We start from the raw sequence: 13,493 nt of genomic DNA, 5'->3' as shown, positions 1-13,493 counted from the left end.
GGGCGCGCCGCTCGGCGCGATGGTCCTGGAAATCGCCGGGGCACGCGCCTCCGTGCGGGGTCCTTTTCCGCCCCGGCGCGGCGCCGTGACGGTGGAGGCCGAGACCGCCGGGATGCGGCTGACCGCGACGGTCGAGGGCGGGCGCGGTTCCGGCGGCCTCCTCGAAGGCATGCTCGACGGCCGGCGCTGGCGCGCGCTGGTGCTGCCCGATGCGGTGGAGGTGATCATCGACGGCGCGCGCGCGGAGGTCTCGCGCCGGGTGCGCGGCGGCCCGGACGAGGCGGAGGCGACCGACTGGGCCAGCGCCGAGATTCCCGGCCTCGTGGTCGCGGTCGCGGCCAAGGCGGGCGAACGGGTGGCCCGCGGCGACGTGCTGGCGGTGATCGAGGCGATGAAGTTCGAGAACCCCGTCACCGCCCCGCGGGACGGCATCGTCGCCGAGATCGTCTGCCGGGTCGGCGAGCAGGTGGAGGCGGGGCAGAGGCTGGTGCGCCTCGCCCTGTGAGCGCCGGCCTCAGGCTGGCATCCGGAAGTCGAGGAAGCTCCGGGTGGGGAAATCGTAGAGCCGCCCGGTGTCCTCGCACGCCGGCAGGCACAACGGTACGATGGCGGCGGCGGCCTCCTCCGCGGTCGGTAGCGTGCGCGGGTCGTCGAGCGACAAATCCGCCACGATCCGCTTCAGCTGGACACCTCCAATAACTGCATTCGTCGCGGTGACTGCCCGCGCCAATGCGGGTGCGCCAGGTGTGGACGGGATGACCTTCGGACAGATCGAGGCGGCGGATATAGACGCGTGGCTGGCGAGCTTGCGCGAGGACCTCGTCTCGAAGTCCTACCAGCCTGATCCAGTGCGGCGGGTGATGATCCCAAAGCCTGGCGGCGGCGAACGTCCGCTTGGCGTCCCGACGATCCGGGACCGGGTGGTTCAGGCCGCAGCCAAGATCGTGCTGGAGCCGATCTTCGAGGCGGACTTCGAGGACGGTGCCTACGGCTATCGGCCGCGTCGGAGCGCGATCGATGCCGTCAAGGAAACGCACCGGCTGCTATGCCGGGGCTATACCAGGGCTATACCGACGTCGTCGATGCCGACTTGTCGAAGTATTTCGACACGATCCCGCACGCGGACCTCCTCCGATCGGTGGCCCGCCGTGTCCTCGACCGGAATGTGCTGCGGCTGATCAAGCTGTGGCTGCAAGTGCCGGTCGAGGAACGGGATGGCGACGGGAAACGGCACATGAGCGGCGGCAAGAGCAGCGCTCGCGGCACCCCCCCAGGGTGGTGTCGCCAGTCCGCTGCTCTCCGTCATTTACATGAACCGATTCCTGAAGCATTGGCGGTTGACGGGGCGCGGCGAGGTGTTCCACGCACATGTCATCTCTTATGCCGACGACTTCGTCATCCTCAGCCGCGGACACGCGGAAGAGGCTCTGACCTGGACGAGGGCGGTGATGACGAAGCTCGGGCTGACGCTCAACGAGGCGAAAACCTCGGTGAAAAATGCCCGGCGTGAAGGCTTCGACTTCCTTGGCTACACACTGGGACCGCGCCACCTTCCCAATGGAGGTCGCTGGCACCTGGGGGCGAGCCCGTCCAAGAAGAGCGTGCAGCGGGTCAAGGTGAAGATCGGCGAACTTCTGGTGCCCGGCAACAAGGGCGCTTGGGACGAAGTGCGAGCACGGTTGAACCGCGTTCTGCGCGGTTGGTCGGCCTACTTCTCCTACGGCGCCCTCGCGTCGGCATACGAGGCCGTCGATCAGCATGTGTATGACCGAACGCGGCACTTCCTCCGTCAACGACACAAAGCGCAGGGGCGTGGAGCGGACCGGTTCTCTCGAGAATATGTCTACGGGGAATTGGCCGTCCGATGCCTTCGACGCGAGCGCAGTCGGTCGTCGCCGTGGGCCTTGCGGTGAAACCAGTCGGAAAGCCGGATGCGGGAAATCCGCACGTCCGGTTTGATGAGCGGGGACGGGAAACGGGGCAATGCCACCGCGCCCGTCCTCGACTCTACAGATCGCCCAGGCGAGCCTCACCATTTCGGAAGGCGGCAAGGCGATCGGCGCCATCACGGTCGGCTTGCTGATCTTCGTCATGGTCCACGGGGCCGACGTGCAGGACCGCGACGGTGCTCCCGACCTGCTCAGGGCGATCCGCTCCCGCCATCCGTGGCTGCGCCAGGTCTTCGCCGATGGCGGCTATGCCGGCGACAAGCTAAAGGACGCCATGGCCGGCCACGGACGCTGGACCATCGAGATCGTCAAGCGCTCCGACGCGGCCAAGGGCTTCGTCGTCCTGCCCCGCCGCTGGGTGGTCGAGCGGACATTCGCATGGCTCGGACGCTGCCGCCGCCTCGCAAAGGACTGGGAGAAATCCATCGAAAGCGCGACCGCCTTCGCCCACATCGCCAGCATCCGCATGCTAACACGCCGCATCGTAAGACATTGCAAAACCGCGTGAACTTTTGAATCCGGCTCTTAAGGCTCGGGTGTCGAATCCTCGAAGGAAAGCAACGCCATGAAGAAACCTACCACATCGGCAGCGGTGACACCGTCTGCGCTCGTCGAGGCAGCTGTGGACGAGGTCCGCGCCAGCTTCGAACGCCTGTGCCTGACGGCCGGGCTGGCCACTCTCACCGGTATGATGGAAGAGGATGCGGCTCGGCTCTGCGGCCCGCGCCATGGTCGCGGTGGCGATCGGGAGGCTCATCGTTGGGGCAGAGCCAAGGGAAAGATCGGCTTTCACGGCGGCAAGGTCGAAGTCGAGCGCCCTCGGGTTCGTGCCCGCTCGGCGGTGAGATGCCCCTGCCGAGCTGGGCGGCGGCGGTCGACGAGGATCTTCTCGGCCAATGGGCGCTCAATCTGATGCTGATGAACGTGTCGACCCGCAAGTTCGGCGGCGCCGTCCGCCTGCCCGGCGGCGACATCCCCGCCGAGCGGGGAGCCGGCGTGACCCGATCGGCGGTGTCGCGTCGCTTCGTGGCGCTGTCGGCCGAGACGATGAAGGCGTGGATGGCCGCCGACCTCTCCGCGCTGGATCTGCTGGTCATCCAGATCGACGGCATCCACATCGCTCAGGACCTGATCCTGCTGGCGGCGGTCAGCGTCGACGGCAACGGCGACAAGCACCCGCTCGGGGTCATGGAGGGGGCAAGCGAGAACGCCGCCGTCTGCCAGGCCCTGCTCGACAACATGGTCGGCCGGGGCCTCGACCCCGCCGTCTGTCGCCTGTTCATCATCGACGGCTCGCGTGCCCTGTCGAAGGCGATCCGCAACAGCTTCGGCCGAAGTGCGCCGATCCAGCGCTGTCAGGTCCACAAGGCCCGCAACATCACCGAGCGCCTGCCGAAATCCCTGCACGCCTCGGTGCGCAGGGCTCTTCGCCAAGCCTGGGAGCTGGACGACGCCGACAAGGCCGAAACGCTGATCCGCAATCTCGCCCGTCGGCTCGAGCGCGAGGCTCCGGGTGTCTCGGCCAGCCTCCTGGAGGGCCTCGACGAGATCCTCACCGTCACGCGCCTGCGGCTGCCGACCGAACTGCGGCGCTCGCTGGCCTGCACCAACATCATCGAGAACATGAACGGCACCATCCGGCGCGTCTGCCGCAACGTGAAGCGGTGGCGGGATGCGGCCATGGCCCTGCGCTGGACAGGGGCCGCCATGATCGAAGCCGCCAAGGGCTTCCGCCGACTGAAGGCCCACAACCAGTTGCCCAGCCTGCGCGCCGCCCTTCTCGCCCATCAGGCCGAGTGCGCCGTCGGCGCCGGCCTTGACCCTGTCCGCGAGGCTGCATAGCCTCCTCAACCAGCCACGTCCGCCGCGCTCTTTTCAACATCGGGTGGGACATCCCCACGGGGACCTTGAACATCAGCATGTGATCGAAGGCGGGCCTGCCGCCCTTCGACCGGTCCGCGCGCAGCACAGCGGCTTCCAGTGCAGGTCGAAACATCTCGAAATCGACCAGCGCCTTCACCCGCTCCAGATCGTCGCCCTTCGCCAACAGTGCCGCCATCCGATCATCGAAGTCGAAGAAACTCGGCGATTGATCCACCATGCCCGCGATCCGCCTCAAAAAGCAGCGAGAGAATCAGCCCAACGCCGATTTGCACAGGGGTTTTGGAGGCCTCCAACTGGCGGATGGCTTGCTGCGCGTTCTCTTTCCATGACCACGACGCGCGCCGAAGGGGCCGTGTCGTTTGGCGATGCTGATGGCCAGTCATACTCGAACGCCTGCTTTCCCTTTGCAGCCCACAGGCTTCGCGCGTGATCGCCGTGATCGCCTTGCAGCTTGTCGGCCATCCAGAGCAGCGCGCCGAGGATGATGGCGCGGTCATCGCCGGTCAGGTCCACGATGCCGGCCTTGACGACGAGGCCGCCGAGTTCGATCAGATGCCGGGTGCGCTTGCGGCGCTCGACCTGCCATGTGCGCATGTCATGTCGAGCCCGCGCCGCCTGATGCCGGTTGCGCGCCGCCCGATTGTGCCGTAGCGCCGCCCGCGTCGCGGTGAGGCGCCGATGCAGGTCGCCGCGCCCGGCCGTGAAAGAACGCGGCCCCGCGCTTCGCCCATGCCTCCCTCTTTCCGGCATCCTTCGTCTCGGCCAGCACGATCAGCGCGCCCGCCAGTTCGTCGGGGCTGAGGGCGTCGGCGCCGGTCGAAATGACCAGTTCGCCAAGCTGCTGCACCTTGCGGGCTTTCAGGTCTCGCGTCTTGTCTTCGAGCGACCTCAGTTCCGCGTCGAAGTCCCGTGGCTTGCGCATCATGTCCTCCATAAGTTGTCGATGGAGCGATGATAGTTGAGCCTCTGCCGGAATGCTGTAAGGTTGCCGGGACGGTGTGGCACGGCCCGGTCCCTCCCGAGATTTTTTCGAGGGAGGGCGCGCTTATACGTCGTTCCGACGTGCGCTTTGTCGTGCAAATGATCTGATCGCGATGGCGATCTATCATCTCCATGTCAAGGTCATTGGCCGTAAATCCGGTTCGAGCGCGGTGGCGTCCGCCGCCTACCGCTCGGCCTCGCGGCTGCGCGACGAGCGCATTGACCGCGTGCAGGACTTTTCCGCCAAACGCGGCGTCGTCCATTCCGAGGTGCTGCTGCCGGAGAACGCACCCGAGCAATGGAGCGACCGCGAACGGCTCTGGAACGATGTGGAAGCCTTCGAGGTCCGCAAGGACGCCCAGCTTGCCCGCGAGGTGGAGTTCGCCCTTCCGCGCGAGATGACGCAGACGCAGGGCATCGAACTCGCCCGCGACTTCGTGCGGTCCGAATTCGTCGATCAGGGCATGATCGCCGACCTCAATGTGCATTGGGACAGGGCCGAGGATGGGAGTCCCAAACCCCACGCCCATGTCATGCTGACCATGCGTGCGGTGGACGAAAACGGCTTCGGCCCGAAGGTGCGGGACTGGAACCGCACCGAGATGGTCGAACGCTGGCGGGAACGCTGGGCCGCGCTCGCCAACGAACGGCTGGCCGAACTCGACATCGACGCACGGATCGACCATCGCAGCCTGGAGGCCCAGGGCATCGCGCTGGAGCCACAAAGCCAGATCGGCGCAACCGCGCAGCGGATCGAGGGCGAAGGGATCGAAGCCGCCGACCGCGCGGAAATGCACCTCGAGATCGCGCGCGGCAACGGCGAGCGCATCATCGCCAATCCAGCCCTGGCGCTGGACGCCATCACCCATCAGCAATCGACCTTCACGCGCCGGGACATGGCGATGTTCGCGCACCGGCACAGCGACGGGATCGACCAGTTCAATGAGGTGATGAGCGCGATGCGCACTTCGCCCAATCTGGTCGAACTCGGCAAGGACGGACGCGGCGAGGACCGCTTCACCACGCGCGAGATGATCGAGGCCGAACAGCGCCTGCACCGCGCCGCTGAATTGATGGCCGACCGCGAACATCATGAAGTCAACGACAGGGACAGAGCGGCGGCGCTTGCCCGTGCGGAAGAACGCGGCCTTGTTCTGTCCGGCGAGCAGGCCGATGCGTTGGCGCATGTCACGGACGGGCGCGATCTTGGGATTGTGGTCGGCTATGCCGGGACGGGGAAGAGCGCGATGCTGGGCGTGGCGCGCGAGGCTTGGGAAGCGACTGGCTACGAGGTCCGGGGCGTGGCGCTGTCCGGTATCGCGGCGGAAAATTTGGAAGGCGGATCGGGCATCGCGTCGCGCACCATCGCCAGCCTGGAACATGGTTGGGGACAGGGCCGCGACGTGCTCACCGCCCGCGATGTTCTGGTGATCGACGAGGCCGGCATGGTCGGCACGCGGCAGATGGAGCGCGTGCTGTCCCATGCCGCCGAGGCTGGCGCAAAGGTCGTGCTGGTCGGCGATCCGCGGCAGTTGCAAGCAATAGAAGCCGGCGCGGCCTTCCGCTTGATTCACGAACGCCACGGCGGCGCGGAGATCGGTGAGGTGCGCCGCCAGCGCGAGGACTGGCAGCGCGACGCCACGCGCAATCTTGCCAGTGGTAAAACCGGCAACGCTCTTGAAGCCTACCGCTCCCACGACATGGTCCATGCCGCTCCGACGCGGGAGGACGCGCGGAAAAATCTGATCGAGCGCTGGGACCGCGACCGGCAGGCGCATCCAGACGATAGCCGCATCATCCTGACCCATACCAATGCCGAGGTACAGGAACTCAACGAGGCAGCACGCGAGCGGATGCGGGAGGCCGGCGATCTGGGCGAGGACGTGCGCGTCACGGTCGAGCGCGGCGAGCGGAACTTTGCCAGCGGGGATCGCGTCATGTTCCTGCAAAACGAACGCGGGCTTGGCGTGAAAAACGGCACGCTCGGCACCATCGAACAGGTCAGCGAACAATCCATGTCGTGCGCACCGATGACGGCCGTTCCGTTGCTTTCGACCTGAAGGATTACGACCGCATCGACCATGGCTATGCGGCGACCATCCACAAGGCGCAAGGGATGACGGTGGACCGCACCCATGTTCTGGCGACACCTGGGCTGGATGCCCATGGCAGCTATGTCGCCCTGTCGCGACATCGCGACGGCATGGAGCTGCATTACGGCCGCGACGACTTTGCCAATCAGGACCGGCTCGTGCGCACCCTGTCGCGCGACCGGGCCAAGGACATGGCGTCCGATTATGAGCAGATCGATCCGGCGCGGGATTACGCCGAGCGGCGCGGCATCACCTTCCGCGCCCGTGTCGCCGAGATCGTGCGCAGACTCGTGCCCGAAAAGCTGCGCGACCGGATCGACGGGATGCTCGACGGGGTGCGCTCCCCGCAGACGCTGTGCCCGGCGGGAATGGTGTGCAGCGGCTGGAAAGGGAGGGGCCGCAAAGTGCGGCGGCGGAAGACCCGGAGGTGTCGTTGCGCCGCGCCCGCACCGATGCCCTCGTGCGCCATGCCCGCGCCATCGATGCGATCCTCAGCGCCGGAGACGCGGAGGGCAAGGCAAGTCCTGTACAGATGCGGGAACTGACCGAGGCCCGCAAGGCCTTCGAGGAGGTTCGCCCGTATGGCTGGCGCGATGCGGAAGCAGCCTATGTCAAGAACCCAGACCTTGTCCGCGAGACGGCGGTCGGCCAGGTTGCTCGTGCCGTGCGCGCCGTCCAGCTCGAAACCGAAATCCGCACCGATCCCGGCCGCAATCCGGGTTGGCGGGCCGACCGCTTTGTGGAGCGCTGGCGGAAGCTCGAACAGACCAGCCAGCGCCAGTATCAGGCGGGCGACATCTCCAGCTACAAGGCGACGCGGGCAGAGATGGGCAATATGGCCAAAAGCCTCGAACGCGATCCGCAGTTAGAGTCCATCCTAGCGGGCCGCAAGAAAGACCTCGGCATCGGTATGGAATCAGGCCGTAGCCTCGGCCAGGAACTCGCCTTCACCCACGGTCTCGGCCTCGGCAGGGGACGCGGCATCGGCATCTGAACCCATCCGATTTGCCGCCGTTCCTGCGCCACAGCCCTGCGACGTGTTGAACCCTCTTGCGCGCGCGTAACCGCCTGACCTGACTGGTCCCAGCAGTTGTCAGAAACAGCCAGCATGAGGCAGGCCAGCCATGCGCCAACCAGACCGTATCATCCGCCTGAAAACCGTCCTTGCCTGGACCGGGCTGTCCAGGTCCACCATCTACCGCAAGATCGCCGAGGGCACCTTTCCCGCGCAGATCAGGATCAGCGTCAACGGTACGGGGTGGAAGGAGTCCGATGTCAATCGATGGATCGCCAATCCCGTCGGATGGCGTCCACGGAGCGAGTCCGACTTCGATGATTTCTGATGAGGGCGGAGGCATGGCCTTTGCTGCCGGTAGGGATGGAACCAGAACGGCGTCAGCCCTCAAGGCCGAGCCGCTGCGCAGGGGCGCTGAAGCGCCCGCCTTGACCGCCCGCCGCCGCTCCGGTCAGGGCTCTCCAAGCAGGCAAGGGCGGATTGTGGGCGCGGTCGCGCTCCCAATTCGGAACGAACAGGCGGCAGGGGCGGCACGATTATAATCCATTGGATCATCATTTCGATTGCATCGACTGAGTCAGTGGAGTAATATCAAACAAGGCAAAATCGGTTCCCGTCAGTGTCGTGGAAACCCCGGAGTTCCTGGCGGCGACGCGCAAGCTGATGGGCGATGACGAGCGTACTTTGCTGGTGGACTATCTGGCCCACAATCCCACGGCCGGCGATCTCGTTCCGGGGACAGGCGGCATCCGCAAGGTCCGCTGGGGGCTGGAAGGGCGAGGCAAGCGCGGCGGCGCGCGGGTGATCTACTTCTACCACGACGCCGACATGCCGCTCTTTGCGCTCACCGCCTACGCCAAGAACGAGCGGGCCGATCTGAGCCAGCAGGACAAGAACGACTTCCGCCAATTGACCATGCTGCTGGTGGACGCCTTCAAGAGGAGAAAGTGATGAACACAGTTGCCGACAGCATCCGGCGTGGCCTTAACGAGGCTCTGGCCTATGCCGAGGGCAAGGCCGACGCGAACGCCTATCGCGTCCATGTTCCCGAGCGGATCGACGTGAAGGCGATCCGCACGAAGCTCGACATGACGCAGGAAGAATTTGCCGGACGGTTCGGGTTCAGCGTCAACACGCTGCGCCATTGGGAACAGGGTTCGCGCCAACCGGAAGGGCCGACTCGCGCTTATCTTCTGGTCATCGACCGCGCGCCGAAGGCTGTTCAGAAGGCTTTGCAGGCAGCGTGACCCGTCCTATATGCCGCCGATACTTCGCCAACGCCGCACGCGTGAGTTTTATGCCTTCACAGGCTGAATCCCGTGCCGCTTCATGCCTGTTTGTCTCGAAAACACGGCAGGAAGCGGCATGGAAGACGACAGTGAATCAAGGCCGGAACGGTTCAAACCGGCCAACGACAATAACGGCCCGCAGGGCGAGCCGAGTGCGGAAACCTGGCTCAAGATCGACCGCGCAGCGCTGACGCTGGCCCGCATCATCGGCCGCCGCATGGCGCGAGAGGATTTCGAGCGGCTGACCGCCGCCAACGACAACAGGCCCAACGCATCCGAGGCGACGGGGGACGGGGCCGACAAGGAGTGAAAGGACCGCCCCGATGACTGCCCGTCCGATGCCGCGCGTTGCGCTCTATGCCCGTTATTCTTCCGACAACCAGCGTGACGCTTCCATTGAGGACCAGTTGCGCCAGTGCCGCGAGCGCGCCGCCCGCGAGGGCTGGACGGTCGCGGAGACCTATTTCGACCGGGCCATATCGGGCGCGTCCCTGATCCGGTCTGGCATCCAGTCCCTGCTTGCCGACGCACAGGCAGGGCGCTTCGACATGGTGCTGTCCGAGGCGCTGGACCGCATCAGCCGCGATCAGGAAGACGTGGCGGGCGTCTTCAAAACGCCTGCGCTTCGCGGGCGTGACCATCTTCACCCTGTCCGAGGGCGAGATCAACGAGCTCCATGTCGGCCTCAAAGGCACGATGAACGCGCTGTTCCTCAAAGACCTTGCCATCAAGACCCATCGCGGCATCAGGGGCCGTGTCGAGGCCGGAAAGATTGGCGGTGGCAACGCCTATGGCTATCGCGTCGTCCAGCAGCTCGACGCGCGCGGCGAGCCGATCCGTGGCGAACGCGAGATCATCGAGGAACAGGCCGAGATCGTGCGCCGCATCTTCCGCGAATATGTCGCCGGAAAGGGGCCGCAGCGCATCGCCGCCGATTTGAACCGCGACGGCATCCCCAGCCCCACCGGCAAGCGTTGGAACGACACCACCATCAGGGGCAACCGCATCATCAGTTCCGGCATCCTCAATTGCGAGCTTTACGTCGGCGTGATCCGCTGGAACCGGCAGAAGAAGCTGAAAAACCCCGATACGGGTCACTTCGCCTATCGGGTCAATCCCGAAAGCGAATGGATACGTTCGGAGGCTCCCGAGCTTCGCATCGTGCCGCAGGAGCTATGGGACGCCGCCAAGGCGCGGCAGGACGAGCTGACCGCTCGGTACAAGACCCAGATCGAGGCATCGCGCGAGGGCATGAAGCGCAGCCTCGCCCGAAATGGCGGCCTCAACGCCACCCATCGCCCGCGCACCCTGCTGTCCGGCCTGTTGTTCTGCGGCTGCTGCGGCGGCTCCTATGCCCGTCGCGGGCAGGACCGCTACGCCTGCACCAATCATGTGCTGGGCAATGGCTGCGACAACGCCCGCACCGTGGACCGCAAGGCTCTGGAAGCGCGTGTGCTGGCCGGCCTGTGCGAGCGAATGATGACGCCGGAGATCGCCGCCGAGGCCATGCGAGTCTATGCCGAGGAAACCAACCGGCTCAATCGCGACCGCCGAAACTCGGCCGAAGCCAGCCGCAAGGAACTGGGCGACATCACGAAAGCCATTGCCGAGATCGTGCGCGTCATCGAGCAAGGCGGGTATCACCGCGCCCTGTCCGACCGCCTGACCGAGCTTGAGGCCCGACAGGACAGCCTCACCGCCCGTCTCTCCGACGCGCCACAGGACGTTCCCGACATCCACCCCGGCATTGCCGAGACCTACCGGCGTAGGATCGAGCGCCTGACCGCCGCGCTCGACCACCCCGACGACGCGGCAGAGGCGGCCGAGGCGATCCGCGAGATCATCGACGGCATCATCATCACCCCCGGCCCGATGCGCCGCGACCTCTCCATCACCCTGCAAGGAGAGCTTGGCGCAATCCTCGATTGGATCGAACGCACCGGAAAACCCGGCCACAAGCCTGCGATTGACACCCCATCATCCCGTTTGTCGGTCTCGGTAAAAACCGGGGCTTGACCCGGGCATCCACGCGTCGCGGCCGGGCACAATCGTCGCAGCGTGGCGGTTTCAGGACACCACTCTGCCTGAAGATGGTGCGCCGGCACCGCCATGCGGCCTTTGCCCCGTGGCACAGGGATGCGGCGCCGGACAACCGCCCGAAACAGGGCGATATTCCTTGTCCCGCGGCCTCTTTCGCCACCAAAAGACCGCGCCTTTGGGCTAGTTTTTGGTGTTACCGGTTTATCGATTCGAGAATCCCAGCATGGCCGAACCCGTCCCCGCCGCTTCCCCCGACGACTACGGCGCGAAATCCATCCAGGTCCTCAAGGGCTTGGATGCGGTGCGCAAGCGTCCGGGCATGTATATCGGCGACACCGACGACGGTTCGGGCCTGCACCACATGGTCTATGAGGTGGTGGACAACGCCATCGACGAGGCGCTGGCCGGCTGGGCGAAGGAGGTCACCGTCACGCTGGAGGCCGACGGCTCGGTGACGGTCACGGATGACGGGCGCGGCATTCCCACCGATCTCCATCCGGAGGAGGGCGTCTCCGCCGCCGAGGTCATCATGACCCAGCTGCATGCGGGCGGGAAGTTCAACCAGAATTCCTACAAGGTCTCCGGCGGCCTGCACGGCGTGGGCGTCTCGGTGGTGAACGCGCTGTCCACGACGCTGGACCTCACCATCTGGCGCGACGGCAAGGAGCACTTCATGCGCTTCCGCCACGGCGATGCGGAAGCCCCGCTCAAGGTGGTGGGCGAGGCGCCGGCCGGCAAGCGCGGCACCAAGGTGAACTTCCTGCCGAGTCCGCAGACCTTCACCAAGATCGTGTTCGACTACGCCACCCTGGAGCACCGCCTGCGCGAACTGGCGTTCCTGAATTCCGGCGTTCTGATCGTGCTCACCGACGCGCGCGGCCCCGAGCCGAAGCGCGAGGAGCTGCACTACGAGGGCGGCGTCGAGGCGTTCGTGAAATATCTCGACCGCTCGAAGTCGGCGCTGATCCCGAAGCCGGTGGTGATCCGCGCCGAGAAGGACGGCATCACGGTGGAGGCGGCGCTTTCGTGGAATGACGGCTACCACGAAAACGTTCTGTGCTTCACCAACAACATCCCGCAGCGGGATCGCGGCACCCACTTCACCGGCTTCGCCGCCGCGCTGACGCGGCAGGTTCTGGGCTATGCCAATGCCTCGGGCATCTCCAAGAAGGAGAAGGTGGAGCCCACCGGCGAGGACTGCCGCGAGGGCCTCACCGCGGTCCTCTCCGTGAAGGTGCCGGACCCGAAATTCTCGTCCCAGACCAAGGACAAGCTCGTCTCCTCCGAGGTTCGCCCGGTGGTGGAGAGCCTGGTGGGCGAGGCGCTCGGCAACTGGTTCGAAGAGAACCCGGCCGAGGCGAAGAACGTGATCGGCAAGGTGGTGGAGGCCGCCGCCGCCCGCGAGGCGGCCCGCAAGGCGCGCGACCTCACCCGCCGCAAGAGCCCGCTGGACGTCGCCTCCCTGCCCGGCAAGCTCGCCGACTGCCAGGAGCGCGACCCGGCGAAGTCCGAAATCTTCATCGTCGAGGGCGATTCGGCCGGCGGCTCCGCCAAGCAGGGGCGCGACCGGGCCTTCCAGGCCGTCCTGCCGCTGCGCGGCAAGATCCTCAACGTGGAGCGGGCGCGCTTCGACAAGATGCTGTCGTCCGAGCAGATCGGCACGCTCATCACCGCCCTCGGCACCGGCATCGGCCGCGACGACTTCGACATCTCGAAGCTGCGCTACCACAAGATCATCATCATGACGGACGCCGACGTGGACGGCGCCCACATCCGCACCCTGCTGCTCACCTTCTTCTTCCGGCAGATGCCGGAGATCGTCGAGGCGGGGCACCTCTTCATCGCCCAGCCGCCGCTCTACAAGGTGGCGCGCAGCAAGTCCGAGACCTACCTCAAGGACGAGCGGGCGCTGGAGGACTATCTGATCACCGCCGGCCTCGACGAGGCCTCGCTCCACACCGCCGCTGGCGAGGTGCGCACCGGCGCCGACCTCGCTTCGGTGGTGGAGGTGTCGCGCCAGTTCCGCGGCGCGCTGAATGCGCTGCATCCGCGCTACAACAAGGCGGTGGCCGAGCAGGCCGCGCTCGCCGGTGCGCTGGAGGCCGAGGCGCTGGAAGGTCCGCGCGCCGCCGCTGCGGTGGCCGAGGTGGCGCGCCGGCTCGATGCGCTGGCGGACGAGACGGAGCGCGGCTGGACCGGCACCGCCGACGAGGCGGGGCTTCAGCTTCGCGCGCACCCCCGT

General features: G+C 66.3%; 12 protein-coding genes and 5 pseudogenes. 14 read left to right on the top strand and 3 right to left on the bottom strand.

The features are described 5' to 3' along the window. Window positions 1-505: biotin/lipoyl-containing protein (locus AC2W7M_RS09700; protein ID WP_486131970.1), on the top strand; the 505-nt coding region annotated here is incomplete at its 5' end. A 9-nt stretch (window positions 506-514) separates the two neighbouring features. On the opposite strand, the gene AC2W7M_RS09695 is transcribed toward AC2W7M_RS09700, so the two are convergent. Then, window positions 515-670 (bottom strand): hypothetical protein, encoded by a 156-nt coding sequence (locus tag AC2W7M_RS09695; protein ID WP_281805226.1) that lies wholly within the window; start codon window positions 668-670, stop codon window positions 515-517. Between the two features lie 85 nt (window positions 671-755). Here AC2W7M_RS09695 and AC2W7M_RS09690 point away from each other — a divergent pair, with 85 nt between their 5' ends. The 5 genes and pseudogenes from AC2W7M_RS09690 to AC2W7M_RS09670 all read left to right on the top strand — a co-directional run bounded on the left by AC2W7M_RS09690 (window position 756) and on the right by AC2W7M_RS09670 (window position 3,791). Next, window positions 756-1,178 carry a reverse transcriptase family protein gene (locus AC2W7M_RS09690; protein WP_281805228.1) on the top strand — a complete coding sequence of 141 codons (423 nt, stop codon included), beginning with the start codon at window positions 756-758 and terminating at the stop codon, window positions 1,176-1,178. A gap of 102 nt (window positions 1,179-1,280) precedes the next feature. Then, window positions 1,281-1,526, top strand: a pseudogene (locus AC2W7M_RS09685) (reverse transcriptase domain-containing protein); the annotation flags it as partial. A gap of 75 nt (window positions 1,527-1,601) precedes the next feature. Further along, on the top strand, window positions 1,602-1,913 hold the full coding sequence (locus AC2W7M_RS09680) for a group II intron maturase-specific domain-containing protein (RefSeq protein ID WP_281806380.1): 312 nt from the start codon (window positions 1,602-1,604) through the stop codon (window positions 1,911-1,913). A 154-nt stretch (window positions 1,914-2,067) separates the two neighbouring features. Continuing rightward, a pseudogene (locus AC2W7M_RS09675) lies at window positions 2,068-2,457 on the top strand (IS5 family transposase); the annotation flags it as partial. A gap of 57 nt (window positions 2,458-2,514) precedes the next feature. Further along, window positions 2,515-3,791: pseudogene (locus AC2W7M_RS09670) on the top strand (IS256 family transposase). A gap of 273 nt (window positions 3,792-4,064) precedes the next feature. On the opposite strand, the gene AC2W7M_RS09665 reads toward AC2W7M_RS09670, so the two are convergent. Together AC2W7M_RS09665 and AC2W7M_RS09660 are read right to left on the bottom strand one after the other, a co-directional pair. Then, window positions 4,065-4,427 (bottom strand): conjugal transfer protein TraD, encoded by a 363-nt coding sequence (locus tag AC2W7M_RS09665; RefSeq protein ID WP_486131968.1) that lies wholly within the window; start codon window positions 4,425-4,427, stop codon window positions 4,065-4,067. A gap of 1 nt (window position 4,428) precedes the next feature. After that, a complete protein-coding gene (locus tag AC2W7M_RS09660) occupies window positions 4,429-4,755 on the bottom strand; it encodes a conjugal transfer protein TraD (RefSeq protein ID WP_281806382.1) in 327 nt (108 codons plus the stop codon). Window positions 4,756-4,927: 172 nt separating this feature from the next. On the opposite strand from AC2W7M_RS09660, the pseudogene traA reads away from it, so the two are divergent. The 8 genes and pseudogenes from traA to AC2W7M_RS09620 form a co-directional block, all read left to right on the top strand. Beyond that, a pseudogene (gene traA, locus AC2W7M_RS09655) lies at window positions 4,928-7,901 on the top strand (Ti-type conjugative transfer relaxase TraA). Window positions 7,902-8,031: 130 nt separating this feature from the next. Beyond that, entirely contained in the window at window positions 8,032-8,250 is a 219-nt protein-coding gene (locus AC2W7M_RS09650) for a helix-turn-helix transcriptional regulator (protein ID WP_281805234.1), read from the top strand. Window positions 8,251-8,546: 296 nt separating this feature from the next. Then, on the top strand, window positions 8,547-8,873 hold the full coding sequence (locus tag AC2W7M_RS09645; RefSeq protein ID WP_281805236.1) for a type II toxin-antitoxin system RelE/ParE family toxin: 327 nt from the start codon (window positions 8,547-8,549) through the stop codon (window positions 8,871-8,873). Continuing rightward, entirely contained in the window at window positions 8,873-9,169 is a 297-nt protein-coding gene (locus AC2W7M_RS09640; RefSeq protein WP_281805239.1) for a helix-turn-helix domain-containing protein, read from the top strand. Before AC2W7M_RS09645 ends, AC2W7M_RS09640 begins: the two co-directional genes overlap by 1 nt. Before the next feature lie 82 nt (window positions 9,170-9,251). Further along, window positions 9,252-9,521 (top strand): hypothetical protein, encoded by a 270-nt coding sequence (locus AC2W7M_RS09635; RefSeq protein WP_486131964.1) that lies wholly within the window; start codon window positions 9,252-9,254, stop codon window positions 9,519-9,521. A 13-nt stretch (window positions 9,522-9,534) separates the two neighbouring features. Next, window positions 9,535-9,765, top strand: a pseudogene (locus tag AC2W7M_RS09630) (recombinase family protein); the annotation flags it as partial. 79 nt (window positions 9,766-9,844) lie between these two features. Next, window positions 9,845-11,227, top strand: coding sequence for a recombinase family protein (locus AC2W7M_RS09625; RefSeq protein ID WP_486131962.1), 1,383 nt, complete (start codon window positions 9,845-9,847; stop codon window positions 11,225-11,227). 247 nt (window positions 11,228-11,474) lie between these two features. Beyond that, window positions 11,475-13,493: DNA gyrase subunit B (locus AC2W7M_RS09620; RefSeq protein WP_486131961.1), on the top strand; the 2,019-nt coding region annotated here is incomplete at its 3' end.

This window comes from Xanthobacter sp. BG11Y11_SDJG (assembly GCF_057364445.1).
Note: the sequence above shows the minus strand (reverse complement) of the source record. Positions and strands in the feature narration are given on the sequence as shown.